General features: G+C 74.0%; 19 protein-coding genes. 12 read left to right on the top strand and 7 right to left on the bottom strand.

All coding sequences use genetic code 11. From position 1 onward, the window contains the following. Positions 1-4 precede the first annotated feature (4 nt). Positions 5-2,374 carry a M28 family peptidase gene (locus SMD20_RS32720; protein WP_329588716.1) on the bottom strand — a complete coding sequence of 790 codons (2,370 nt, stop codon included), beginning with the start codon at positions 2,372-2,374 and terminating at the stop codon, positions 5-7. A 118-nt stretch (positions 2,375-2,492) separates the two neighbouring features. Between SMD20_RS32720 and SMD20_RS32715 the strand changes: the two genes are divergently transcribed. The 3 genes from SMD20_RS32715 (at position 2,493) to SMD20_RS32705 (ending at position 7,500) form a co-directional block, all read left to right on the top strand. Beyond that, positions 2,493-5,669, top strand: a complete 3,177-nt coding sequence (locus SMD20_RS32715) for a BTAD domain-containing putative transcriptional regulator (protein ID WP_329588714.1) — start codon at positions 2,493-2,495, stop codon at positions 5,667-5,669. A gap of 67 nt (positions 5,670-5,736) precedes the next feature. Beyond that, positions 5,737-6,879, top strand: a complete 1,143-nt coding sequence (locus SMD20_RS32710; protein ID WP_329588712.1) for an FAD-dependent monooxygenase — start codon at positions 5,737-5,739, stop codon at positions 6,877-6,879. Positions 6,880-6,912: 33 nt separating this feature from the next. After that, entirely contained in the window at positions 6,913-7,500 is a 588-nt protein-coding gene (locus SMD20_RS32705) for a hypothetical protein (RefSeq protein ID WP_329588710.1), read from the top strand. A 19-nt stretch (positions 7,501-7,519) separates the two neighbouring features. On the opposite strand, the gene SMD20_RS32700 is transcribed toward SMD20_RS32705, so the two are convergent. From SMD20_RS32700 to SMD20_RS32690, 3 genes are all read right to left on the bottom strand, one after another. Then, positions 7,520-8,128: a hypothetical protein gene (locus tag SMD20_RS32700; protein ID WP_329588708.1), complete on the bottom strand. Its 609-nt coding sequence runs from the start codon at positions 8,126-8,128 to the stop codon at positions 7,520-7,522. Next, on the bottom strand, positions 8,121-8,582 hold the full coding sequence (locus SMD20_RS32695) for a hypothetical protein (RefSeq protein ID WP_329588706.1): 462 nt from the start codon (positions 8,580-8,582) through the stop codon (positions 8,121-8,123). Before SMD20_RS32695 ends, SMD20_RS32700 begins: the two co-directional genes overlap by 8 nt. A gap of 104 nt (positions 8,583-8,686) precedes the next feature. Next, positions 8,687-9,505 carry an SAM-dependent methyltransferase gene (locus tag SMD20_RS32690; RefSeq protein WP_329588704.1) on the bottom strand — a complete coding sequence of 273 codons (819 nt, stop codon included), beginning with the start codon at positions 9,503-9,505 and terminating at the stop codon, positions 8,687-8,689. A gap of 204 nt (positions 9,506-9,709) precedes the next feature. Between SMD20_RS32690 and SMD20_RS32685 the strand changes: the two genes are divergently transcribed. After that, positions 9,710-9,895, top strand: a complete 186-nt coding sequence (locus tag SMD20_RS32685; RefSeq protein WP_329588702.1) for a hypothetical protein — start codon at positions 9,710-9,712, stop codon at positions 9,893-9,895. A gap of 8 nt (positions 9,896-9,903) precedes the next feature. On the opposite strand, the gene SMD20_RS32680 is transcribed toward SMD20_RS32685, so the two are convergent. Further along, on the bottom strand, positions 9,904-10,689 hold the full coding sequence (locus tag SMD20_RS32680) for an N-acetylmuramoyl-L-alanine amidase (protein ID WP_329588700.1): 786 nt from the start codon (positions 10,687-10,689) through the stop codon (positions 9,904-9,906). Between the two features lie 89 nt (positions 10,690-10,778). On the opposite strand from SMD20_RS32680, the gene SMD20_RS32675 reads away from it, so the two are divergent. Continuing rightward, entirely contained in the window at positions 10,779-12,122 is a 1,344-nt protein-coding gene (locus tag SMD20_RS32675; protein WP_329588698.1) for a N,N-dimethylformamidase beta subunit family domain-containing protein, read from the top strand. Here the strand turns inward: SMD20_RS32675 and SMD20_RS32670 are convergent. Next, complete coding sequence (locus SMD20_RS32670) at positions 12,106-13,764, bottom strand: carbamoyltransferase family protein (protein ID WP_329588696.1); 1,659 nt, start codon at positions 13,762-13,764, stop codon at positions 12,106-12,108. The genes SMD20_RS32675 and SMD20_RS32670 overlap by 17 nt on opposite strands. 179 nt (positions 13,765-13,943) lie before the next feature. Here SMD20_RS32670 and SMD20_RS32665 point away from each other — a divergent pair, with 179 nt between their 5' ends. Then, positions 13,944-15,089: an alkaline phosphatase PhoX gene (locus SMD20_RS32665; RefSeq protein WP_329592747.1), complete on the top strand. Its 1,146-nt coding sequence runs from the start codon at positions 13,944-13,946 to the stop codon at positions 15,087-15,089. A 63-nt stretch (positions 15,090-15,152) separates the two neighbouring features. Here the strand turns inward: SMD20_RS32665 and SMD20_RS32660 are convergent, their stop codons facing one another. Beyond that, complete coding sequence (locus SMD20_RS32660) at positions 15,153-15,632, bottom strand: hypothetical protein (RefSeq protein WP_329588694.1); 480 nt, start codon at positions 15,630-15,632, stop codon at positions 15,153-15,155. A gap of 153 nt (positions 15,633-15,785) precedes the next feature. Here SMD20_RS32660 and SMD20_RS32655 point away from each other — a divergent pair, with 153 nt between their 5' ends. The 6 genes from SMD20_RS32655 to SMD20_RS32630 all read left to right on the top strand — a co-directional run bounded on the left by SMD20_RS32655 (position 15,786) and on the right by SMD20_RS32630 (position 25,691). Then, a complete protein-coding gene (locus SMD20_RS32655) occupies positions 15,786-19,067 on the top strand; it encodes an ATP-binding protein (protein ID WP_329588693.1) in 3,282 nt (1,093 codons plus the stop codon). A gap of 102 nt (positions 19,068-19,169) precedes the next feature. Beyond that, positions 19,170-21,698: a glycoside hydrolase family 9 protein gene (locus SMD20_RS32650; protein ID WP_329588691.1), complete on the top strand. Its 2,529-nt coding sequence runs from the start codon at positions 19,170-19,172 to the stop codon at positions 21,696-21,698. 138 nt (positions 21,699-21,836) lie between these two features. Beyond that, complete coding sequence (locus SMD20_RS32645) at positions 21,837-22,256, top strand: hypothetical protein (RefSeq protein WP_329588689.1); 420 nt, start codon at positions 21,837-21,839, stop codon at positions 22,254-22,256. Positions 22,257-22,312: 56 nt separating this feature from the next. Beyond that, on the top strand, positions 22,313-22,942 hold the full coding sequence (locus tag SMD20_RS32640; RefSeq protein WP_329588688.1) for a TetR/AcrR family transcriptional regulator: 630 nt from the start codon (positions 22,313-22,315) through the stop codon (positions 22,940-22,942). Then, positions 22,939-24,270 carry an MFS transporter gene (locus SMD20_RS32635; RefSeq protein WP_329588686.1) on the top strand — a complete coding sequence of 444 codons (1,332 nt, stop codon included), beginning with the start codon at positions 22,939-22,941 and terminating at the stop codon, positions 24,268-24,270. Before SMD20_RS32640 ends, SMD20_RS32635 begins: the two co-directional genes overlap by 4 nt. After that, on the top strand, positions 24,267-25,691 hold the full coding sequence (locus tag SMD20_RS32630; RefSeq protein WP_329588684.1) for a pyridoxal phosphate-dependent decarboxylase family protein: 1,425 nt from the start codon (positions 24,267-24,269) through the stop codon (positions 25,689-25,691). The genes SMD20_RS32635 and SMD20_RS32630 overlap by 4 nt, the downstream gene beginning before the upstream one ends.

Below are 25,691 nucleotides of genomic sequence, written 5' to 3'. Positions count from 1 at the left end.
CCGGTCAGACGGCGTAGGTGCGGGTGATCGCGATCAGCTCGCCGTCCTCGCGGGTGGCCGCCACCAGCTCCGGTGGCCTGGGCACGAAGCCGGGCACGGCGGCCAGGCCGTCCGTCTCGGCGATCGCGGTGATCCGCACCTTGTCGGCGCCCTGGACGCGGAGGGTGATCCGGGCTCCCGCGTCCGGCAGGCCACGGAAGCGGACCTCACCCGGCCAGGTGTTCGCCCGCGCGCCGGCGACGCGGACGGTCACCGGAGCGGCCCCTGCGGTGACCGCCGTCGCCTCGGTGATCGGGCGCTCGATCCTGAGCGTGAGCGAACGAGCTGCCCGGCCCGCGCTCACGCGCAGCTCGACCCGGTCGCCGTCGCGGCGCAGCACGGTCAGGCGGGGCCCGGCGGCCCCGTTCAGCGTGGGGGCGGGGCCGGTCCACAGCGTGGTGCCGCGCGCGTAGCCGGGGGGCAGCGCCGTGGTGTCGCGGGCGGTGACGTACCGCCTGGTCCAGGCGGGCGGCTCCGGGTCGGCGCTGACCCAGCGCGCGGCGCCGGTGCCGGCGTCCATGACGTACGCCAGGTGGGTGCGGCCGGGGTTGCGGGCGTCGAACCGGTCACCGGCCAGACCGGCGGCGACCAGCACGGGAACGAGCAAGGCGACGAGCGCGGGAACGAGCGCGGCCATCGGCGCCACACCCAGCCCCCGGCCACGGGCACCCGCGTCGGGCAGGTCCAGTCCCTGGGCACGGGTACGGGCGCGCGGTCCGGGCAGGCACAGCTCGGCGGCGGGCAGGAGCAGGAGTCCGAGGAGCGCCGTCACCAGCGCGGCCGCGCCGCCGAGCGCCAGCCCCATCCCGTCGAAGACGACCCGGGCCAGCCCGGACAGCAGCATCGCGCCCGGCACCGCGCCGAGCGTCAGCGCCGCCGCCGCGGCGAGCGGCCGGCCCGCCGCAAGCGCCACGAGGCCGCCGACGGCGCAGCACAGCGCGGGCAGCGCGAACACGAACGACGCCCCCGGCGCGACGGCGGCGCACAGCACGCCGAGCGCCGCCGGCCAGGCGAGCCCGCCGACCGCGAGCGCGGCCGGGCCGAGCCGCCGCCGCAGGAGCAGGTACCAGCCGAGCACCGCGAGCGCGGTCTGCGCCACCACGGCCGCGCGGAAGGCGTCCGGCCGGTGCAGCAGCCCGCCCATCCCGTCGTACGCGGGCCGCCAGGCCACCAGCAGCTCCCACAGCCCCTGCGCCAGCAGCACGGACACCACGAGCGGCACCAGCCCCGACACCGCCGCCACGACCAGTCGCGGCACGCTGAGCAGCCGTCTGCGCCGGGCCACGACCGCGAGCCCCGCGACCGCCGCGGCGGCGAGCCCGGCGAGCGGCCACACCAGCGCGTCCGGATAGGTGATCAGGACGCCGAAGAGGCGGAAGTAGGTGGCGTCGTGGTCGGTGCGCAGCGCGGGCAGGTCGGCCGCGCCGAGCGCGCGGGTCAGCGCCAGCATGGTGGAGCCGTGGTGCTGCAGGCTGCCCGGGTTCAGGTTGGCGAGGGAGTCGCCGGCCGTGTGGTAGTGCGAGGAGCGCTGGATGTAGGCGAAGTTCAGCCCTTGGAAGCCGGCCGCCGTGAGCGGGGTGAAGTCGGTGTTGTTGGGCAGCAGCCGGTACAACGCCGCCATCGTGGAGTCGCCGCGCGGGCGCGGCGCGGCGGCCGCGTACGCCTCCACCAGCCCGGCGCTGCCCGGCGAGGTCTCGAACATCAGCGACGGCCCGGAGACGCCTCTCGCCTCCCAGTTCAGCAGCACGCCCCCGGCCCGGCCGAGCGGGTGCTCCCTGACGAACGCCTCGGCGCCGAGCACGCCGTCCTCCTCGCCGTCGGTCATGAGCAGCACGAGGTCGTTGCGGAGCGGCGCGTCGCCGAGCGCCCGTACGGTCTCCAGCATGGCGGCCACGGCGGCGGCGTCGTCGGAGACCCCGGGGCCCATCGCCGCCGAGTCGTAGTGGGCGGCGATCACGACCGTGCCCGTCGGGTCGTCGCCGTGCCGGGTGGCGACGATGTTGCGCACCAGCCCGAACGAGGCGAGCCCGGCGGAGGTGTTCGCGCCCACGGCCCGCTGCACCTCGACGTCCAGCCCGGCCGCGCGCAACTGGGCGACCAGGTAGTTCCTGGCCCGCTCGGCCGCCGCGCCGCCGATGGGACGCGGCTCGGTGGCGAAGCGCTCCAGGTGGGTACGGGCCCGCGCGGCGCTGAACTCGCCGGACGGTGCGGAGGCGGGCAGTGGCTGCATCGTGCTGTCCGTCATCGCGGCCAGCAGGACGGCGCACGCCAGCACCAGTGCCGCGCCGAGGCCCGCCACGGCCCGGCGCGGGACGTCGATCAACTTTCCGATCATGTCCGGGGACGCTACGGACTGGGCCCCTGCCGCCGGAATGATGCGGATACCCGGATCGACCTGTGGTTTTCCACAGTCTCGCGGGACGGCGGTCCCCTCGGACCGCCGGCGTCCCGGCATGGGCGACAATCAGGACGTGCAGTTCGGCATCCTGGGCCCGCTCGCGGTCCGCGACGCGGCCGGCCGGGAGCTCGCCGTCGGCGGCCCGCGCCCGCGTGCCCTGCTCGCCCTGCTGCTCCTCGACGCCGGTCGCACGGTGAGCGTCGAACGCCTCATCGACGGCCAGTACGGCGACGACCCGCCCGCCGGCGCCGCCAACGCCGTCCAGGCCCAGGTCTCCCGCCTGCGAAGGGCCCTGCCCGGCCATCTGATCGAGTTCCACGGCGCCGGCTACCGGCTGGCCGTCGAGCGGGAGGACGTCGACGCCCACCGCTTCGAACGCCTCGCCCGGGAGGGGCGGCGGCTGCTCGCCCACGGGCTGTCCGCGCAGGCGGCGGCGGTCCTCGGGGACGCCCTGGAGCTGTGGCGGGGCCCGGCGCTCGCCGACGTCTCCGACGCGCCGTTCGCCGCCGCGCAGGCGCGCAGGCTGGAGGAGCTGCGCCTGTCGGCGCGTGAGGACCTGCTGGCCGCCGAGCTGGCGCTGCCCGAGGCCAGCCCGGAGGGGGCGCTGCGGGAACTGGTGGCCGCCCACCCGCTGCGCGAACGGGCGCGCGGGCTGCTCATGCGCGCCCTGCACGCCGCCGGACGGCAGGCCGAGGCGCTGGCCGTGTACGACGAGACGCGGCGGCTGCTCGCCGACGAGCTCGGCGCGGACCCGTCGGCCGAGCTGGCCGCCCTGCACCTGGAGATCCTGCGCGGCGGCGCCACCACCGCAGCAGCGGTGGCGCGGACCCGGCCGCCGACGCCGTTCACCAGCTTCGTGGGGCGCGAGGAGGAGTTGTCCAGGATCCGCTCCCTGGCGGAGGCCAGGCTGGTGACGATCGTCGGGCCCGGCGGCACCGGCAAGACCCGCCTCGCCGTCGAGGCCACCACGGACGCGCGGCGGGAGGTCTGCTTCGTGGACCTCTCCCTCGTGGACCTGTCCCTCTTGGACGGCGATCCCGATCCCGCGCCCGGCGGGCAGGTGGCAGCGGCCGTGCTCGGGGCGCTCGGGCTGCGCGAGCCGGCGCTGCGCGCCCCGGAGGCCGGAGGGGCGGGCGACGCCGCCGAGCGCGTGGTGGCCGCGTTGTCCGAGCAGGAGCTGACCCTCGTCCTGGACAACTGCGAGCACGTCGTCGCCGGGGCCGCCGCGCTGGCCCGCCGGCTGCTCACCTCCTGCCCCCGCCTGACCGTGCTCGCCACCAGCAGGGAGCCGCTGAACATCACCGGCGAGCACCTCGTCCCGCTCGCCCCGCTGCCCGATCCGCTCGCCGTCCGGCTGTTCGCCGACCGGGCCGCGGCCGTCCGCCAGGGCTTCGCGCTCGGCCCTGACAACCTCGACGCGGTACGCGGGATCTGCGCCGCGCTCGACGGCCTGCCGCTGGCGATCGAGCTGGCCGCGGCCCGGACGCGTACGTTCGGCGTCGCCGAGATCGCCGCCCGCCTGGCCGAGCACGGCCGCTTCGCGCTCCTGTCGCGCGGCGACCGCACCGCCGCCGCCCGCCACCGGACGCTGCACGCGGTCGTCGAGTGGAGCTGGAGCCTGCTCGCCGAGGAGGAGCAGGAGCTGGCCAGGCGGTTCGCGGTGTTCGCGGGCGGCGCGCGGCTGGAGGCGGTCGAGGCCGTCTGTGGCGCGGACGCCGCCGAACCGCTGGCCGGCCTGGTGGACAAGTCGTTCGTGGAGACCGACGGCGAGCGCTACCACATGCTGGAGACGATCCGGCTGTTCTGCGCCGACCGGCTGGCCGAGGCGGGCGAGGAGGAACGGCTGCGCCGCGCCCACTCCGCCTGGTTCCTGGAGCTGGCCCGGCGCGCCGACGACCACCTCTACCGGGCCGAACAGCTCGACTGGCTGGCCCGGCTGTCGGCCGACGACGCGAACCTGCGGGCGGCGCTGCGCTGGAGCGTGGAGCACGACCCGGCGACGGCGGCGCGGCTGGTGGCGGCGCTGGCCATGTACTGGTGGCTGAGCGGGCGGCGCGGCCAGGCCATCGCGCCCGCGGCCCGCCTGCTCGACACGCTGGGTGCCGATCCGCCCGCCGAGCTGGCCGAGGAGTACGTGCTCACCGTGCTGCACGCCGTGCCCGACGCCGGATCGCCGCACTGGGAACGGGCGCGGGCCGCCGCCGGGTCGCTCGGGCGGCCGATGCGCTGCCGGTTGGGGCCCGCTCTGTGGGGCATGGTCGCCGGGCCGCCGGACGACGACGAGCACCGGCCGCCGCTCCTCTCCGCCGACCCGTGGAGCCGGGCGCTGGGCCGGCTGAGCCAGGCGCTCGTCCTGGTGCTGCGGGGCAGGATCGGGGCGGCCGAGCGGGAGATGGAGAGCGTGCTGACCGACTTCGGCGCGGTGGGCGAGCGCTGGGGGAAGGCGCAGGCCCTCGACTGGCTGGCGCTGATCACGAGCTGGCGCGGCGACCGGGTGCGGGCCATGCGCCTCTGGCAGGACGCGGTGGGGCTGCTGGAGGAGCTCGGCGCGGCGGAGGAGCTGGTGGACGTCCTCTGCCGGCGCGCCGAGGCCCGCTGCCGCGCGGACGACCTGGGGGGCGCGCGCGCCGACTGCGAACGCGCGGCGGAGCTGGCCCGCCGTACGGGCCGGCCCGGTCTGATGGCCACGATCCACCTGGTTCTCGCCGAGATCACCCGCATCGAGCACACCCACCTCCCGCCGACGGAGGACGGGATGGCATGGGTCGATGAGGTGGCCGAACGGCTGGACGCCGCGCTGGAGATCGTGCAGGGGAGCTGGGCCTTCACCGCGTCCGGGATCAGGTCGCAGGTCCTGACGGCGCTCGGGCGGCTAGCGGAGGCGCGGGGGGACGCGGCGGAGGCGGCGCGCAGGCACGGCGAGGCGCTGGCCGCCGCGCTCGGCTCCCCGATGACCGCCGACCTCGCCGCCGTCGCCGAGGGCCTGGCCGGCCACGCCCTGCTCCCCACCCCGGAGACCACGGCCGAGGACGCCGCACGGGCGGGGATGTTGCTCGGGGTGGGGGCGGCGCTCCGGGGGATCGCCGTCGCGGGCGACCTCGACGTGGCCGCCACCGCCGCCCGTGCCACCGCCGTCCTCGGGCCGGACGGCTTCGCGGCCGCGTACGCCAAGGGTGCCGCCATGGGACACGCCGAAGCCCTGGAAACTCTGACCGGCCCGCGCCCGAACTGACAGGGAGGCGTGGGGCTGTCAGCCGATGGTCGCCGGGCTGTCAGCGCAGGTCGCGAAGCTGCTGGACATGAAGAACCTCAACATTCTCATCTCCGGCGCCAGCATCGCCGGCCCCGCCCTCGCCCACTGGCTGATCAGGTACGGCTGCTCCGTCACCGTCGTCGAGAAGGCCCCGGCGCTGCGCCCCGGCGGCCAGGCCGTGGACTTCAAGGGCGAGACCCACCGCACGGTCCTGTCGAGGATGGGCATCCTGGACGACGTACGCAAGCTCCAGACCGGCGGCACCGACCAGCTTCTCATCGACGCCGAGGGCCGCACGCTCGCGGTCATGCCCGGCGAGTTCACCGGCGGCGAGCTGGAGATCAAGCGCGGCGACCTGGCCAGACTCCTCTACGAGCGCACCGCGCCCGCCTGCGAGTACGTCTTCGGCGACTCGATCACCTCGCTGACCGAGACCCCGGACGGCGTGCACGTGACCTTCGAGCGCGCCGCGCCCCGCACGTTCGACCTGGTGGTGGGCGCGGACGGCATCCACTCCAACGTCCGCCGCCTCGCCTTCGGCCCGGAGCCCGACTACGTGCGCTTCCTCGGCCACTACTACGCGCTGGTCGACCTGGACCAGGACTTCGGCCCGGTCGGGCGGATGTACAACGAGCCGGGCAGGATGGCGGCCGTCGGCGGGCCGAAGGCGCCGGCGTTCTTCGTCTTCGCCTCCGAGCCGCTCGACTACGACCGTTACGACGCCGAGCAGCAGAAGGACATCCTGGCGCGGGCGTACGCGGGCATGGGCTGGCGGGTGCCGGAGGTGCTGGCGGCGGTGCGGCGCTCGCCGAGCGTGTACCTGGACTCGATCAGCCAGGTCCGGATCGACCGGTACAGCAGGGGCCGGGTGGTGTTGCTGGGTGACGCGGCGTACGGCAACACGCTCGGTGGCTTCGGCACCGGCCTGGCCGTCGTGGGCGCGTACGTGCTGGCGGGCGAGCTGGCGGCGGCGGGCGGCGACCACCGTGCGGCGTTCGACGCGTACGAGCGCGTCTTCCGCCCGTACGCCAAGATCTCCCAGAACGGCAACGCCGGCCCCTTCCTCGCACCCGGGAGCCCTTCGCGGATCCGGATGCGGAACTGGATGTTCAAGTACCGCTTCCTCCTCGATGTGATGCTGAAGCTGACCGACAAGTTCGCGACCGACATCGAGCTCAAGACGTACTGAACTTTTGTGATCAGCAGGACATCGAACCCGGGCATGAACAGATACCGGCACCTCGCGGCCCTGTCCGCCACCGTGTCCGCCGCCGTGCTCACCGTGACCGTGATCGCCGCCCCCTCCGCCGGGGCGGCCGCCCGTCCCTCCTGCCCGACGCCGTCGAAGGCGGAAGTCAAGCGCGCGAACAGCTCGGACGTCGACCGGCCGGCCAGGAAGGCCACCGCGATCAAGGGCGTCCGCGTCGAGGCCCTGCCGCGCGGCTTCGCGTACGGGCAGGTCAACGTGAGCCGCCACGACGGCCTCACCGAGTACGGCTACCAGTGGTCCGACGACCGCGACGACGTGGACCTCAAGCACCGCTCGCTGTGGGTGCGCGTGGTCTGCAAGCCCGGCCTGCGCGGGCTGAACGCGCTGAAGAAGGCCCCGCTCCGGCTCGGCACGTTCTCGGGGGACGTGCGGACCGCGAAGATCGGCGGCCGTAAGGTGCTCACCATGAAGGGCGACGGCGCGCTCGGCCACGGCACCTATGTCGGCTGGGTGGAGCGCGAGGGCGTCGCCGTCACCGTCATGGCCTCCGAGCCGCTCGTCCCCCAGCTCAGCAGGATCGTCGCGGGGATCAGGCTTTGACCCGGCCCGCCCGTGGCCGTTACGTCACCACCGGCAACGGGACGGTGTAGAGAGCCCTCTTCTCGTCCAACCATTCGCTGTCGATGAACCGGCCGCTCATACGCCCCGCGAGGAAGAGATAGATCTCCAGGCAGACCCGTCCGTGGTGCTCGGGTTCGGAGACCCAGGACCCGGAGTGGACGGCCGCCGGCATCTCCGGTCGGCCGACTTCCTGGAGGTAGGGCTCGAGCATGCTCCCGGGGTCGACGATGACCTCTCCGTACCAGCGTTGGGTCGCCCACCCGGTGGTGACGCCGTCGCCGTGGAGGAGGTCGTGGACTTGGGCGTCCACGGTGCGGATCTGGAGGAAGCGCAGGCCCGCTTCTTCCAGGCCGATGGTCACCGGGGGTGGGCCGCTGATGGTGAGGGCGTGAGTCCAGCCGTCGGAGTGGGCGCCGGCCCAGATGCGTTCGGTGAAGGCCATCGGCCGGTAGTGAGCCATGGCGGTGCTGAGGTCACAGTCCTGGCGGGAAGTGAGGTCCGCGCCGAGCAGGGCGGCCACGCCGTCGGCGTCGCCCGACTCGACCCAGGTGCCGGTGAAGCCGCGGCCCAGGCCGGCGCCGCGCAGGAGCTCCCACTGATCATGCACGGGGCCACGCCCCGTCCGGAATGCGGCAGAGCAGCCCTGGCGTGGTGAACCAGGTGTCGTCGATGAAGGCGCCGCTCGTGTACGCCAGCGCGGCGAGGTAGAAGTTCATCTCCCGGGCGAGGTCGGAGGAACCTATGAGATCTGCTCCTTCTTGCCTGGGGCGGTCCCAGTGATCCGCGGAGATGTCCTCCTCCCACTCGTTCCCGTTGAAATAGACGGGTTCGCCCACTTCGCCCGCGTAGTAGGACAGGTGGTAGGACCGGCCGCCCGGCCGCGAAAGCGAGTCGAGGGCCGGCCACGGGAACAGTCCGGACACGGTGAACATCGTGACCCAGCCGGGGCTCTGCTCGCCCACCCATACCACGATCTCTTCCACGAAGGGCTGATACCAGCGCCGCGCTTGGTTCAGGTCACAGGCGAGTGTCTCCTCCTCCGCCCGCAGCTCGGTGACCACTGCGCGGTGGTCGGGCGTCTCGACCCACGAACACTCGAAGGTGTCCGCCAGACCTCGCTCCGCTAAATACGACCATTGGTCGAGCTTGTTGCGACTTGTCACGGTCAGGCTTTGACGCGCCCCACCCCGGCCGCGAAGAGCAGGCGGGGAACGCCGTCGATGAGCGGGACCTCCTGGTCGTCCGGACCGAGACGCCACTCGTGGACCGGCACCAGCCCCGGCCCGATGAGCTCGAACCCCTCGAACAGCGACAGCACCTCCTCACGGGTGCGGAACCCGGCCTGGGCCGAGGTGCCGTCGGTGGACGCGCGCAGCCGGCCGACGGCCTGAGCGTCGCTCTCCGCCAGCGCGTGGGAGAGCACCAGGTGGCTGCCCGGCGCCATGCGGTCCCTGAAGGCGGCCACGATGCCCGCGGGGTCCTCCTCGTCCATGACGTAGTGCAGCACGCCCACCATCAGCACGCACACCGGACGGTCGAAGTCGATCAGCTCGGTGACCTGCGGACTGTCGAGGATGTCGGCCGGCCTGCGCAGGTCGGCCTGGAGGGCGGCGAGGCCGGGCGCGTCGGCCAGCAGCACCTGGGCGTGCAGGCCCACCACGGGGTCGTTGTCGACGTAGACCACCCGGCAGGAGGGATGCACCTGGCGCACGGCCTCGTGGATGCTGGGCGAGGTGGGGATGCCGGTGCCCAGGTCGAGGAACTGCCGGATGCCCTGCTCGGCGAGGTGGCGGACGGCCTCGATCTGGAAGTGGCGGCTGGCCCGCGCGACGAGCCGGGTGTCGGGGGCGACCGCCAGCAGCTTTTCGGCGACCTCGCGATCGACGGCGAGGTTGTCCTTGCCGCCCAGGAGATAGTCGTACACGCGGGCCGAACTGGGCACCGTCGGGTCGACACCGGGCGGAATGCGTTCTAAGTCGGTCACGGGACGGCCGTCTCCTTAGCCACGCGGCAACGTGAGCGCCATCCTACTCAACGGACATGACTTTCTTCCGTCCGAAGCCCGAGTCAGGAAGTCCGGGGAGAAATTGGTCCGGATGGCCGATGCGGTGATGGCGTTCGCCTGTGCATCCTGGGGGGAGAAGGGTCCGGCGGGGGCCGGTCCCTCTCGGAGAGGAGTCACGAGGGCATGGACTACGCGGCAGGCCGCCCCACCGTGATCTTGGACAACGGAGTCGTCGGCCGGGTCATGCTGGCCCACCCCTCACGGCGCGACCTCGTGCTCGTGCTCGGCATGAACGGAACCCTGCTCAGCGTGCAACTCGACGACATCGCCTGCGTGGTGGGCGGCGAACCGCTCTGCCACGAGGTCTGACACGGCGATCACGTCAGGAAGTCGCGCAGGCCGGTGGCGAGTGAGGTCGCCATGCGCTGCCGGAAGGCTGGGCTGGACATCTTGCGGGCGTCGCCCGGGTTGCGCATGTTGCCGCACTCGATGAAGACCGCCGGCCGGGTCGACAGGTTGAGGCCGCCGAGGTCCGTACGGGTCTGGAGGCCGTCCTTGGCGACGTAGTTCGCGTAGGGGATGCCGGTGCCGGCGCGGTAGGCGTCGCGTACGGCGTGGCCGAGCCGCCGCGACGGCTCGATCACCTCCTCGTTGTGGCCGGGCAGCAGGCCCGGCATGATCACGTGGAAGCCGTGCCCCTGGGGCGCGGCCCCGTCGCCGTGGATGGACAGCACCGCGTCCGCCCGCGCCTCGTTGCCGATGGCCGCCCGTTCGGTGACGCACGGGCCGACGCCCTTGTCGTTCGGCCGGGTGAGGACGACCTTGGCGCCCATGCGTTCGAGCATCGGCTTGAGCCGGCCGGCGAGGTCCCAGGTGAAGGCGTGCTCGGGGTAGCCGGCGTCGGTCTCGGTGCCGGTCGTGTTGCACGGTTTGGTGCCGTTGATCACGTCGACCGGGCGGTTGATCTGCGCCGGATGGGAGGCGTTGCCGCCGTTGTGCCCGGGGTCGAGGACGACCGTCTTGCCCCGCAGCGGGGCCGCCGAGGGTGTGGGGGCCGGCGAGGCGGGCTGCGCCGCCTCGGGCGCGGCGGCGGGCGCGGCCGGGCCGCCGCACGCGGTGGAGAGCGCGGCCGACAGCGTGAGTGTCACCAGGTACGCGCGCATGCGGCCGACGCTACCGGCCTCGGCACGGCAAACCCAATACATACGCTGACCTGCTATTTCGTGTCGTACGACCGGGTAGCCCCAGCCATGTGATCAGGGGATACGTCGAGCAGCCGAGCCCTCGCGCGGGCGGGACGCTGACCTTGCGTACGGCGACGGACGCGCCGCGTTTCCGGGTGGAGTTCCACCGGTGCGGTGACGGGCTGACGCTGTCGGCGAAGTCGCCGTGGCTGCCCGGCGCGGACGCGCCGCCGCACCTGCCCGCGCACGACTGGGGCCGCGACGGGACCGGCCCCCGTGGCGAGCCGCTGCCGGCCTGGCCCGGCCACGAGCTGCCGGCACCGGCCGAGCCCGGGGTGTACGTGGCGGTGCTGGTCGAGGGCGACGACGACGGCGACCGCACCGACCCGGACCGTACGACGCCCGACGGGCGGGAGGCGAGGGCGCTCTTCGTGGTGCGCCCGGCGGCCCCGTCCGCCCGGATCCTCTACAAGCTGCCGCTGTTCACCTATCACGCCTACAACGTCTCCGGCGGCTGGTGCCTGTACGACCACGGGGACATGCCCGGCGATCCGCCGCCGGGGGTGTCGCTGCACCGGCCGGGCGGCGGCACCGGCGCCACCCCCTACGACGTGACGAACTTCGACCCGTACGACCCGACGCCGCGCCAGACGTTCGTCCACTGGGACGGCCGTTTCGTGGCCTGGCTGGCCCGGCGCGGCTATCAGGTGGACTACTGCACGGACCTCGACCTGCACCGGGACGGCGAGGAGCTGCTGAGGCCGTACCGGCTGCTGGTGAGCGCGGGGCACGACGAGTACTGGAGCGACGCCATGCGCGCCGCCGTGTCCCGGCACGTGGCGGCCGGGCGGAACGTGGCCTTCTTCGGCGGCAACACCTGCTGGTGGCGGATCGCCTTCCGCGACGCGGTCACCTTCGAGCGGACCGGCTTCTGGCACGAGCACGGCCCGCCGGAGAACGAGCTGACCGGCGTCAGCTTCCGCAACGGCGGCGAACGCGACCGCGACGAGCATCCCGAGCCGGTCGGCTTCCGCGTCCAGCACGCCGATCACTGGGTGTACGCGGGCACGGGGCTGCGCGACGGCGACGTGTTCGGGCTGGCGGAGTGCCTGGTGGGCTACGAGTGCGACGGGGCCGCGTTCGACCGGGCCGCCGGGCCGCCCTACGTGCCCACCGGGGCGGACGGCACCCCGGCCGGGTTCACCATCCTGGCGGTGGGCGACTGCGCGGCGGCCGGCTGGGGGTTCGGCAACGGGGCCGCCACCATGGGCCTTCATACGGCGAACGGCACCGTGTTCACCGGCGCGACCACCGACTGGCCGCGCGGGCTCGACGGCTCGGCGGCGGTCGCGCGCATCACCGCGAACGTGCTCGACCGCCTCGGCGAGCCGCCGCTCAGCCCGTCTTCCTGATCAGGTACGGCGGCATCACCAGCGCGTGCATGCCGGTGGTGCGCAGCGTGTCGATCGAGTGCTCGGGCGTCTCGGTGAGCGGCCGGCCGGGGCCGTTCAGCGAGGTGTTGATCAGCACGGGCATGCCGGTCCGCGCGTACCAGCGGGTGAGCAGCGCGTACAGGAACGGCGTGCGCTCGGGCTCCACCGTCTGCAGCCGGGCGGTGCCGTCCACGTGCGTGACCCCGGGCAGCAGCTCGCGGAACTCGGGGCGGACGTCGGCGGCGTACTGCATGAACGGGGCGGGCCGGTCCACGTCGAAGAAGCGCTGGGCGTGCTCGGCGAGCACCAGCGGGGCCAGCGGGCGGAACCACTCGCGGCCCTTGACCTCGTAGTTGATGTAGTCCTGGATGTCGGGTCTGCGCGGGTCGCCGATGATGCTGCGGTTGCCGAGCGCGCGCGGCCCGGACTCGCTGCGGCCCTGGTGCAGGCCCACGACCCGGCCATCCTCCAGCAGCGCCACCATCGCGGCGATCAGGTCCTCCGGCTGCTCGGCCACCAGGCCGTCGGGGAGGCTGCCGACGGCCGCGGTGATCTCGCTCTCGTCGGGGTCGGGGCCGAGGAAGTCGTCACGCCAGCGCCACCGGCCGCGTACGCCGAGCACGGCCTCCAGCCCGTAGAGCGCGCAGCCGATCGCGGTGCCGCCGTCGTGCGGGCTCGGCGGGACGAAGAGCTCGCGGAACGGCCCCCGCCTGATGAGCAGGCCGTTGGCCGAGCAGTTGAGCGCCGTGCCGCCGGCGAAGGCCAGCCGGTCCAGGCCGGTCCTGGCGTGCAGCCACTCCGCGAGGGCGGCCAGGGCGTTCTCGAAGGCGCGCTGGCCGGCGGCGGCCAGGTTCGCCGAGCGGCGAAACGGCTCGCCGCCCGGCTCGTAGATGAAGTCCTCGCGCCGGGCGAACAGCTCGGTCCACGCGGGCGGGATCAGCACCTCGTGCCCGCGCACGTCGAGGCCGGGCAGGCCGAGCGCGTCCGGGTCGCCGTACGGGGCCAGGCCCATGACCTTGCCCTCGTTGCCCTCGCCCTCGGGCCAGAGCGCCTTGGTGAGGAGGGCGTAGAAGCAGCCGAGCCCGGCCGGGTCGGCCCAGTCGCCGTGCCAGAGCTGCTTGGCCAGGCATTCGACGCCGTCGCGGGTGCACCGGTAGAAGGAGGCCACCTCCAGCAGGTCGCCGGAGGCGCCGGGCGGCGGCGTGAACGGCTCGGTGAAGTGCCGGACCGGGCTGCCCTGGTTGTCCACGACCAGGCCGGCCGCCTCCTCGAACGGCGACGGGTGGAAGGCGCTGTAGAGATGGCTCAGGTGGTGCGAGACCTGGACGATCCTGGCGCCCTCCTTGAGGCTCAGGCTCTCGCGCAGCTCCTCGTGGTAGTCCTCCAGGTTCTCGATCTCGGCGTCGGAGGAGTATCCCTCGACCACGAGGTCCACGGGCTCCTTGAGCAGCGGCATCGCGGGCAGGTAGCGGTCGGGCAGGTCGCCGAGCCGGCCCCAGTGGTGCTTGCGCCGGGTGATGCGCTCCTTCTGCAGGCTGTACATGCCCGCGTCGCCGACCGCGACGGCGATGGACCCGTCCTGGGTGCGGTTGATCCCGACGACGATGGGAAAATCGGCCATCTCCGGTGCCTCCTGGGTGTGATCACGGCACCCGTACCCGAGGCCAGGACAAGTGGATCTCTCAAGGGCGTAAGAGACCCGTCAGCGTCAGAACTGGGCCTACGCACGGGACGACCCGGCGTCTACTGTCGGGGCGGTACGCAGCCCCGAGTGGATCCCGAGTGGATGGAGCGAGGATGATGCAACGCCGCACCTTCTTACGTACCCTCTCGACCGGCCTCGGCGCCGTGGCCTTCTCCGGCGCGGTGTGGCACGACGCCGCCGCCTCGGTGGCCGCCGTCTCGGCGGGCCCGAGCCCGTACGGGCCCCTCGGCGCGCCCGACGCGAACGGCATGGCGCTGCCCGCCGGGTTCACCGGCCGGATCGTGGCGAGGACCGGCCGCGTCGTCGGCGGGACGCTCTGGCACCCGGCGCCCGACGGCGGCGCCTGCTTCCCCGACGGCACCGGCTGGATCTACGTGTCCAACTCCGAGGTGCCGCTGGTCGGCGGCGCCTCGGCCATCAAGTTCCGCGCCGACGGCTCGATCGACCGGGCCTACCGCATCCTCAGCGGCACCACGCTCAACTGCGCGGGCGGCGCGACCCCCTGGAACACCTGGCTGTCGTGCGAGGAGGTCTTCCGCGGCCGGGTGTACGAGACCGACCCGTACGGCGTCCGCTCCGCCCAGCCGCGCCCCGCCATGGGCCGCTTCAAGCACGAGGCCGCCGCCTGCGACCCCGACCACCGGGTCGTCTATCTCACCGAGGACGAGTCCGACGGCTGCTTCTACCGCTTCACCCCCACCACCTGGGGCGACCTGTCCAGCGGCCGGCTCGACGTGCTCTGCGGCGCGGGCGGCGACGCCGTCGAGTGGCGTCCGGTGCCGGACCCCGGGCCCGCCGTGCTGGAGACCCAGACCAGGCACCAGGTCTCCGCCGCCCGCCACTTCAGCGGCGGCGAGGGCTGCCACTACGCGGGCGGGATCTGCTACTTCACGGCCAAGGGCGACAGGAAGGTGTGGGCGTACGACGTGGCCCGCTCGACCGTCACGGCCGTCTACGACGGCGGCGGGACGCTCGACGGCGTCGACAACATCACCGGCCGGCCCTCCGGCGACCTCTACGTGGCCGAGGACGGCGGCAACATGGAGATCAACATCATCACCCCGGACGGCGTCGTGGCGCCGATCATGCGGCTCGACGGGCAGGCCAAGTCGGAGATCACCGGGCCCGCGTTCTCGCCCGACGGCACCCGGCTCTACTTCTCCTCCCAGCGCGGCACCAGCGGCGAGACGGCGGGGACGGGCGGCATCACGTACGAGGTGAGCGGCCCCTTCCGGCGCTGACGGCACACGCGGGAAGGCCCCGCCGGGGGATCGGGGCGGGGCCTTCGTCGCGCGGGGGGCCGGCTACAGGCCGGTCAGCTTGAGCCTGACCCTGTAGGAGTACTCGGTCGGGTCCTCCCCCGTGATGAACGTCGTCTCGATGTAGGTCTCGTCCGTGGCGAGGGGCGCGCACCTGCTGCCGTGGGCGACCGCCGAGCCGAGGCTGTCGCCCTCCCCGACGGCCGGCGGGGTGACCTCGCGCAGGTCGAAGCTGACGGTCCCGCTGCTGGAGAGCAGCGTGGTCGGGTTGCCGAAGTCGGCGGGGTCGCCGTCACCGCCGCTGCGCATGGCGAAGTACTTGTCGCCGAAGCGCGGGAACATGTTGCCGTCGACGCGGAAGCGGAGCTCGTCCTGGCCGTCCCGTTCTGCCACGTTGTAGGCGTCGATGTCATACAGCGTCACGCTGCACGACCCCGCCGCGTGGGCCGGGCCCGTGGCCACCAGCACGGGCGCGGCCATGCCGCCGGCCAGGGCGAGCGCGGCGATCAGTTTGTGAGAGCGCATGCTGCCTTCTCCTTCGTCTCTCCGGGTTGATGGCACCAGAGTGGGGAGGCGATCGTGAGCCGACCGTGAGCGCCCAGGTCAGTAACCCAGAACACCGATTTTCTGCGACTTTCAGCACAGCTCGGACAGCCCGCCGCGCCTTACCGTGCGGCCATGGGGAAGTCGCTGACCCTGCTGCTGCTCGGCACCCCCGAGCTGGCCGTCGGAGGGACACCCGTCGGCATCCGCTCCGCCAAGAGCCGGGCCCTGCTCTGCTACCTCGCCGCCGTGCCCGGTCCCCGTCCGCGCGCCGAGCTGGCCGGGCTGCTCTGGGGCGAGCGGCCCGACGCCAACGCCAGGGGCAGCCTGCGGCTGGCGCTCTCCGAGCTGCGCCGCGAGGTGGGCGGCTGGCTCGACATCCACCGCGACCAGGTGCGTTTCCTGGCCGAGGACGCCTGCTTCGTCGACCACCGGCAGCTCAGCAGAGAGCCGACCGTGGAGGGCGCGCTGCGGCTGTGGCGCGGCGAGTTCCTGGACGGCGTCTCCTTCTGCGACGCGCCCGCCTTCTCCTGCTGGCTGGAGGCCGAGCGGCGGCGGGTGCGGCTGCTGCTGCGCGAGGCGCTGCTCCGGGCCGGGGACCACGCGTCCGAGCAGGTGACCCGGCTGGCGCGGCTGGTCGCCGAGCTGGACCCGTACGACGAGGAGGCGCACCGGCTGCTCATCGCCCGCCTGGCCGGCGACGGCAACCGGGCGGCGGCGCTGGCCTGCTACGAAGGGCTGCGCCGGCGGCTGCGGGAGGAGCTGGGCGTCGAGCCCGCCCCCGAGACGATCGCCCTGCGCCGCCGGCTCGCCGCCCCGCCCCCGCGACCGCGCGGCGGCGGGCCGCCCGTCCCCGGCACCGAGCTGATCGGGCGCGAGGCCGACGTCAGGCGGGTGCGGGCGCTGCTCTCCCGCGAACGCCTGGTCACCCTCCTCGGGCCGGGCGGCATCGGCAAGACCCGCCTCGCCCTCGCCGTGCCCACCCCGCCGGAGGAGGTGGTGTTCGTCTCCTTCGTGGGGGTCCGGGGGGAGGCGGCCGTGACGACGCTGGCCCGGCGGCTCGGCGTGGACCTCTCGGCGCCCCGGCCCGCCGCCGAGCTGGTGCTCGCCGCCCTGGCCGGCCGCCGGGCCCTGCTCGTGCTGGACAACCTCGAACACCTTCCTGCCTTCGACGCGTTCATCGCCCGCGTCCTGCGGCACGCCCCCGGGGTACGGGTGCTGGCCACCACCAGGCGCCGCCTCGCCGTCCCCGGACAGTGCGCGGTCCCCGTCGGGGAGCTGCCCGCCCACGCCGCCGAGGAGCTGTTCGCGGCGCGCGCGCTGCGGGCGCAGCCGGGATTCGACGCCGTCGCCGAGGCCGCGCACGTGGCCGCCATCTGCGCCGCGACCGGCGGCCTGCCGCTGGCCATCGAGCTGGCCGCCGGCCTGCTGCGGGCCGTGCCGTGCGCGGACCTCGCCCGGCGCCTCGGCGCGGACCCCGGCCTGCTCGCCGCCGCCGGGCCCGCCGTACGGCTCCGCCACGCCGGGATGCGGGCCGTGTTCGACACCTCGTGGGCGCTGCTGGACGAGGCGGGGCGGGAGGCGCTGGCGGCGCTGTCGGTGTTCGGCGGCGGGTGCACGCTGGACGCGGCGCTGGAGGTGGCGAGCACCACACCCGAGGTGCTGGTGCGCCTGATCGACCACAGCATGATCCAGCTCACCCCCACAGGCCGGTACGCCGTCCACCCCCTCATCCAGCAGCTCGCCGGCGCGCGGCTCTCCCCCGAACGCCGCCGGGAGGCGCGGGAACGCCATGCCGGGCACTTCGCCCGCCTGCTCGACCGCCACGCCACGGCCCTCCGGGACGGCGCGGACCCGGAGGGGGTCCGCGCGCTCGCCCCCGAGCTGGACAACCTGCGCCTGGCCTGGCAGGCGTCGCGCGGCCCCCGGTTCCTGGACCACTACTGGACGTTGTGCCTGCGGCTGCGCCTGTACGAGGAGTCGGCCGCCGTCGTCCACGACCAGCTGGCCGGGACGCCGGGAGCGGCGACGTCCTCGCGGGCGCGCTGGTTGTGGATGGCGGCGCTCAGCGAGCATCAGCTCGCGCGGGAGCGGGAGGCGATCCGGCTGGCCAGGGCGGCGCTCGACACCCTGGGCGAGCCCTTGCCGACCTCCCCTGTCCCCGTCGCCGCCGCCTTGGGGGCCGCCGCGCTCCGCCAGGCCGTCCACGCCCTCGCCGGGCGCGAGACCGTCGGGTGCGAGACTCCCCGGTGTACGGACGAGCGGGACGGCGCGGGGGCGGAGGCCGCGCAGGCGCTGACGTTGCTGGCCAGGTTCGCCTTCTTCCAGCAGGACCTGCCCACCATGCTGGTCGCGTCCATGCGCCAGCTCAACGCCGCCGTACGCGCGCCCGACACCGCGCTCCGGGCGGAGGCGTACGCGAACTTCGCCACCATCGCCCGCATCGCCCGCCTCGGCGGGCTGGCCGACCGCTACGGCGCGCTGGCCGATCGCGCCCTGTCCGCGCTCCGCCATCCCACCGAGGCCGCGAGCCGTGCCCGCCTGGCCCGGGGCCTCGATCAGCTCCACGCCGGAGCCTTCGAGGCGGCCCGCCGCTCCTTCACCGAGGGCCGCGACCGCACGCTCGACCCCCGTACGGCGGAGAACTGCTCGGGCCTGCTCGCCGAGACCGCCCTGTGGCGGGGCGACTTCGCCGCGGCGGCCGAGCTGTACGCGGCCACGGAGGAGCTGGCGGTCCGCCGGGTCGGCGGGGACGACATCGGCCGCCACTGGTGCCTGACCGGCCGGGCGGAGACCCTGCTCCGCCTCGGCGGCGTGCCGCCCGGGGAGATCGCCGCGCTGCTGACGGCCGCGCGCGCCTCGGCCGCACGGCGGCGTACGCATGGGGAGGCGTTCGGCCTGCGGGACAGCGGTCCCGCCCGCGCCATGCAGCGCCTGCGCCTGATCACCGCCGCCGCCCGCCTCGGCCTGCGCCCGGCGCGCGAGACGCTGGAGGAGGCGCTGGCCCTGGCGGCGCGCCTGCCCGCCGCCCAGCCCGGCATGCTCGAATGCTGGACCGGCCTCGCCGAACTGCTCTGGACGACCACCCTCGCGGGCCCGGCCGTCGCTCGCGAGGACGGCATGGAGGCGCGTGCGGACCGGGCCATCGAACACGCGGACCCGGCCACCGCCCGCGCGGCCCGGGCCGTCGCTCGTGGGCTGCATCGGCGGCTGGCCGGTTACCTGGCGCGCAATCCTGGTGCGGCGGCGCGGGTGGGCTGGGCGGACGCGCTCGTGCTCGCCGTCGCCGGCCGCGACCGGGCGGCCAGGCGCGCGGCCGATCGGGCGGTGGCGGCGGCGGACCGGCTGGCCGTCGCCTACGACCGCCGCCGCGCCACCGAGGTGGCCGAGCTGGTCCGTCCGGACGTCCGGGCGTGAAAGTTTCACTCTTCTGAATCATGGATGGTGCGGCCCCGTTGACGCGGCCCCACCGGCCCATCAGGATTGGGAGCGCTCCCAACTCCCCCCTAAAGGACCTCCATGCCCCGATGCCGGGCCGCCTTACTGGCCCTCCTCACCATGGTCGCCCTGTCCCCCGCGACGTCCGCCCGCGCCGCCGACGAGGGACCCGAGCAGATCGTGAACGGCACCTTCGACTCCGGCACCGCCCCCTGGTGGAGCACCGGCAACGTGACACCCGTCGTCCAGGACGGCCGCCTGTGCGCCGACATCCCCGGCGGCACGGCCAACCCGTGGGACGTCATCATCGGCCAGAACGACCTCCCCCTGGTCGAGGGCGAGACCTACGCCTTCGGGTTCTTCGCCACCGCCACCCCCGCCAAGGTCGGCCGCGCCCTGATCCAGCTCCCCGTGGACCCGTGGACGCAGTATCTGTCGGCCGCCCCCGAGATGAGCGTCTCGGGCAACGACTACTCCTACACCTTCACCGCCCCCGTGTCGCTGCCGAACGCGCAGGTCGCGTTCCAGCTGGGCGGCAGCGCCGAGCCCTGGAGGTTCTGCATGGACGACGTGTCGCTCAAGGGCGGCGCGGAACCCGAGGTCTACGAGCCGGACACCGGCCCCCGCGTCCGCGTGAACATGCTCGGCTACCTGCCCTCGGGCCCCAAGAAGGCCACCGTGGTCACCGCCGCCACGGCCGCGCTGGACTGGGAGCTCAAGAACGCCGCCAACGAGACCGTCGCCAAGGGCAGGACCACCCCCAGGGGTGTGGACGCCAGCTCCGGCCAGAACGTCCACACGCTCGACTTCGGCTCCTACCGCAAGGCCGGTGAGGGCTACACGATCACCGCCGACGGCGAGACGAGCCGCCCGTTCGACATCGCCGCCGACCTCTACGACCAGCTCCCGACCGACGCGCTGAAGTTCTACTACACCCAGCGCAGCGGCATCGAGATCCTGGGCAGCCTGCGCCCCGGCTACGCCCGCCCGGCCGGCCACCTCGGCGTCGCGCCCAACCAGGGCGACGTGAGCGTCCCCTGCCAGCCGGGCGTCTGCGACTACTCGCTCGACGTCAGGGGCGGCTGGTACGACGCCGGCGACCACGGCAAGTACGTCGTCAACGGCGGCATCTCCGTCCACCAGCTCATGTCCGCCTACGAGCGCGACCGGGCGGCCTTCAAGGACGGCCAGCTCGCGATCCCGGAGAGCGGCAACGGCCGCCCCGACATCCTGGACGAGGCCCGCTGGGAGCAGGAGTTCCTGCTGAGCATGCAGGTCCCGGACGGCAAGCCGCTGGCCGGCATGGCCCACCACAAGATCCACGACCGGGCCTGGACCGGGCTGCCGCTGCTGCCGCACCTCGACCCGCAGCCGCGCGAGCTGCACCCGCCGTCCACGGCGGCGACGCTGAACCTGGCCGCGACGGCGGCGCAGGCGGCCCGGCTGTTCGCGCCGTACGACGCCGCCTTCGCGGCCCGGAACCTGACGGCGGCCCGCAAGGCGTGGGCGGCGGCCAAGGCCGAGCCCGCCAGGTACGCCGACCCGGCCGACGGCACCGGCGGCGGCGCCTACAACGACGCCGACGTCAGCGACGAGTTCTACTGGGCGGCGGCGGAGCTCTACATCACGACCGGCGAGAAGGAGTTCAGGGACTTCGTCCTGGCCTCGCCGCACCACACCGGCGACATCTGGCGCGATCGCGGCTTCGACTGGGGCAACACGGCCCAGCTCGGCCGCCTCGACCTGGCGACGGTGCCCAACGCGCTGCCCGACCGGGCGCGGGTGCGGAAGTCGGTGGTCCTGGGGGCCGAGAAGTATCTGGCGATCCAGCGGGCGCACCCGTACGGGCTGCCCTACAACCCGCCGGACTACGACTGGGGCTCCAACAACCTGGTGCTGAACAACCTGGTCGTCGTGGCCACCGCCTATGACCTGACCGGCGAGGAGAAGTACCGCGGCGCCGTCCGCGAGGGCATGGACTACATCCTGGGCCGCAACGCGCTCAACCAGTCGTACGTGACCGGCTACGGCGAGGTCGCCTCGAAGAACCAGCACAGCCGCTGGTACGCCCATCAGCTCGACCCCGCCCTGCCCAACCCGCCGCGCGGCACCCTGGCCGGCGGCCCGAACTCCGCCATCCAGGACCCCGTCGCCCAGCGCCTGCTCCAGGGCTGCAAGCCGCAGTTCTGCTACATCGACCACATCGAGTCGTGGTCGACGAACGAGCTGACCATCAACTGGAACTCCCCGCTGGCCTGGGTCTCGGCGTTCCTGGCCGACAGGGGCGAGCGCGTGGACTGCCGGGTCTCCTACACGGCGCACGGCTCGTGGCCGAGCGGGTTCACCACGCAGGTCGTGATCGAGAACACCGGCAGGCAAGCGGTGGACGGCTGGACCCTGCGCTGGTCGTTCCCGGCCGGTCAGCAGGCAGGGAACGCCTGGGGCGCGACGTTGTCGCAGTCGGGCGCGGTGGTGACGGCCAAGGCGCTGGACTGGAACAGCCAGATCAAGCCCGGACAGCGGGTGACGTTCGGGTTCAACGGCACGAACCCCTCCGGCCCGAACCCGGCGCCCGAGGTGTTCCACCTCAACGGGGCGCGCTGCCGATAGATCGTGGCGGTTCCCCTGGGCGTTGCGGACGCTCCGTTGAACGGACTGATCCAGGCCCAGGGGAACCTGTCAGCTTCTCGGCCGTGAACGACCGAGCTTGCGGTGAACCCGATCGGCCCGCCGGCACGTCATAGGGGCATGAGGATCTGGCGCATCGCGCTCACGCCGTTGCTGGTGCCGGCTCTGGTCGCCGTACCGGCCGTTCCTGTGGCCGCCGCGGTCCAGCGGAAGGTGCTGGTGGACTACCGGAGGCAGGGTGGGTTCGCGGGTTTCGACGACCATGTGATCGTCTACCGTGACGGCTGTGTCCGGCTGAGCCGCCGTACCGGGCCGACCGTGGACAAGTGCCTCACGGGCAAGGAGCAGCGCAGGCTCCGTACGGCGCTGGGCGGCCTGCGCGTCGGCCGTTCGGAGCCGGCCCCGAAGGGCGCGGACTTCCTCAAGTACACCCTCGTCCACAAGGGGCACCGCGCGAGCCGCTACACGCTCCCGAAGAGCTGGCAGCCGGTGGTGAAGCAGCTCGACGCGGCCATGACGAAGTACTGGGCGCCGGACTGAGCCCGGCCTCCATCAAGTGATTGACCGGCGGGGCGTGGTGGAACTATGTTCGGCGCATGACACCAGCGGACGGCGGTCAGGTCGCCCTGATCGTCAAGGTCGCCACGCAGCTCTTCGCGGCCCTCGGCTACGACGGCACCTCCACCCGCCAGATCGCCGAGGCCGCCGGACTCAACATCGCCACCGTCAACTACCACGTCGGCGGCAAGCGCGAGCTCTACCTCGCGGTCATGGAACGCGCCCACCTGGCCGAACGGACCGCACTGGAGCAGGCGCTGGCCCGGCTCAGCGGCACCGACCCGGTCGTCGCGATCCACCGGCTCATGGACGACTACCTCGACTTCTGCGTCGACCACCCCGAGATCCCCGCGCTGTGGATGCACCGCTGGCTCTCCGACGCCAGCGACATCACCGAACTGGAACGCGAGTACGTCCAGCCGCTGATCGAGAACGTCGGCGCGGCGCTGCTCCCGGCCCGCGAGGCGGGGGTCATCGACGCCGGCGTGGACCTCGAATACACGATCTGGTCCGCGATCTGGTCCATCCACGGCTTCGCCAAGGGCGGCGTGCTGGACGCCGAAGGACGCCGCCGCGGCGCGGGCGACCGGGCGGCGCTGCGGCGCTTCCGCGCCCACCTGCACCAGAGCCTGCACCGCACGCTCGGCCTCCCCGGCGACGCGCCATGACCCTTCCCGGAGGCGTCGTCGAGCGCCCGCTCGGCCGCGGCCGGCTGCTCGGCTACGGCGTCGGCTCGATCGGCACCGGCGTCTTCTCCGCCGTCCCCGGCCTGCTGCTGCTCTACTACCTGACCGACATGCTGGGCGTCCCCGCCGCGGTGGCGGGCGTCGTGCTCGTCGCGCCCAAGATCTGGGACGTGCTGCTCAACCCGCTCGTCGGCGCGGCCAGCGACCGCGAGGCCGTACGCACCGGCCGCCGCACCCGGCTGCTCGCGATCGGCGCGGCGGCTCTGCCGGTGACGTTCGCGCTCATGTTCGCCGTGCCCGGCGGCGTGCCGGGCGCGCTCTGGTCAGGGGTCGCGTTCCTGCTGGCGGCGACCGCGTTCGCCTGCTTCCAGGTGCCGTACGTGGCCCTGCCCGCCGAGATGGCGGGCACCCAGAGCGCGCGGACCCGCATCATGTCCTGGCGGGTGGTGTGCCTGACCGTCGGCATCCTCGTCGCGGGCGGCCTGGCCCCGGCCGTGGTGGACCTGGCGGGAGGCGGCCGGGCCGGGTACGCGGTCATGGGCGTCGTCATCGGCGCGCTCATGGCGGCGGCGCTGGTCGCCGCGACGCTGGGCACCCGCTGGGTGCCGTCGCGGCCGGGGCCGCGCCCGCTCGGGCCGGTGGCCGCCTTCCGGCTGGCGCGCGGCAACCGGCCGTTCTTCGTGCTGCTGGCCGCGTTCGTGACGCAGGCGCTGGCGGTGGCGGTGATGCTGGCCGGGGCGCCGTACGTGGCCTCGTACCGGCTGGGCGACTACGGCCTGACGTCGGTGATGTTCGTCTGCCTGGTCGGGCCCAGCATGCTCGCGGTGCCCGGATGGGCGTGGCTGGCCCGGCGGCACGGCGCGGTGCGCTGCTACCTCGCCGCCTCGATCGGGTTCTGCGCGGTCGCGGTCGCGCTGATCCCCGCGGTCGCCGGGGGCGGCCTGGCCGCCACGCTGGCGCTGACCGCGCTGGCCGGCGTCTGCTACGCGGCCCTGCAACTGCTGCCGCTGTCGCTGCTGCCGGACACCGTGCACGCCGACGCCGCCCGCACCGGGCAGGCGCAGGCGGGCGCGTTCACCGGGCTGTGGACGGCGGGCGAGACCGCGGGGCTGGCGCTCGGCCCGGGGCTGTTCGCACTGGTGCTGACGGTCTCGGGGTTCGTCTCGGCGCCCACCGGATCGCCCGTCGCGCAGGAGCCCGGGGCCCTGACCGGCCTGCTGCTCGGGTTCACCGCGCTGCCCGCCCTGCTCATGTTGATCAGTCTGCCGTTCGTGGCCTGGTACGGCCGCCTCGCGAAGGAGCCCGCGTGAACCTCCCCCCGACCGGACGCGCCACCGCCGACCTGCTGGCCGAGATCGCCCGGCTGAAGGCGGACGACCTGCCGGTGCGCGGCGGCCAGGTGACCGCCTACGTGTACGACACCGGCCGGGCCGAGGTCAACGACGCGGCGGCGCGGGCCTACTTCGAGATGCTGGAGGTCAACTGCCTGGACCCGACCGCCTTCCCCAGCATCGTCGAGATGGAGCGCCAGGTCGTCGGCGCGGTCGCGGACGAGCTGGGCGGCGGCCACGGCGTCTTCACCAGCGGCGGCACCGAGTCGATCATGCTGGCGGTGAAGGCGGCGCGCGACCACGCCGGGCGGGAGCGGCCCAACCTGGTGGTGCCCGTCACCGCCCACCCCGCCTTCCACAAGGCCGCCCACTACCTCGGCGTCGAGGTGATCGCCGTACCGGTGGACCTGGAGACCTACCGGGTGCGGCCCGCGGACGTCGCCGCCGCCATGACCGAGGACACGGTCCTCGACGTCGTCTCCGCGCCGTCCTATCCGCAGGGCGTCATCGACCCGGTCGAGGAGGTGGCCGCCGTCGCCGCGGCGGCCGGGGTGCCGTGCCACGTGGACGCGTGCGTCGGCGGCTGGCTGCTGCCGTGGCTGCGCGCGGCCGGCGCCGAGATCCCGCCGTTCGACCTGTCGGTGCCGGGCGTCACGTCCCTCTCCTGCGACCTGCACAAGTTCGGCTACGCGCCCAAGGGCGCCTCGGTGGTGCTGTTCGCCGATCCGGCGATGCGGCGCAGGGCGTACTTCGCCTCGGCGGCCTGGCCCGGCTACACGATCATCAACGCGACCGTCCAGAGCTCCCGGTCGGCCGGGCCGCTCGGCGGCGCGTGGGCCACCCTCCAGGCGCTCGGCCGTGAGGGGTACGTCGAGCTGGGCCGCGCCACCCTGGAGGCGGCCAGGCGGCTGCGCGAGGGCATCGCGGAGATCCCCGGGCTGCGTCCGCTGGGCGAGCCGGAGTCGTCGCTCGTGGCCTTCGCCGGCGACGGGGTGGACGTGTTCGTGCTGGCCGACGAGGCCCGCGCACGGGGCTGGTTCCTGCAACCGCAGCTCTCGTACGCGGGCATCCCGGCCAACCTGCACATCACCGTCACCGGCGTGACGCTGGCCGGGGTGGACGCCATGCTCAAGGTGATCGCCGAGTCGGCCGCCGCCGCCCGCGAGCGCGGCCCCGTCGAGCTGCCGGACGGGCTGGTCGAGCTGGTGGCCGGGCTGGACCTGGACGCGCTCGACGACGCCTCCTTCGCCGAGCTGGCCGCCTCGGTCGGCGCGGACCTGCGGCCGGGCGCCGGCCAGCCCGAGATGGCCGTGGTCAACACCGTGCTGGACGCCCTGCCCGCGAGCAGCCGCGAGGCCGTGCTGGTGCGCTTCCTGTCGGTCCTCTACGGCACGGGCTGA

Origin of the sequence: Nonomuraea sp. LP-02, from assembly GCF_036289125.1 — a bacterium.
In the GTDB taxonomy this organism is placed as follows: Bacteria; Actinomycetota; Actinomycetes; order Streptosporangiales; family Streptosporangiaceae; genus Nonomuraea; species Nonomuraea bangladeshensis.
Note: the sequence above shows the minus strand (reverse complement) of the source record. Positions and strands in the feature narration are given on the sequence as shown.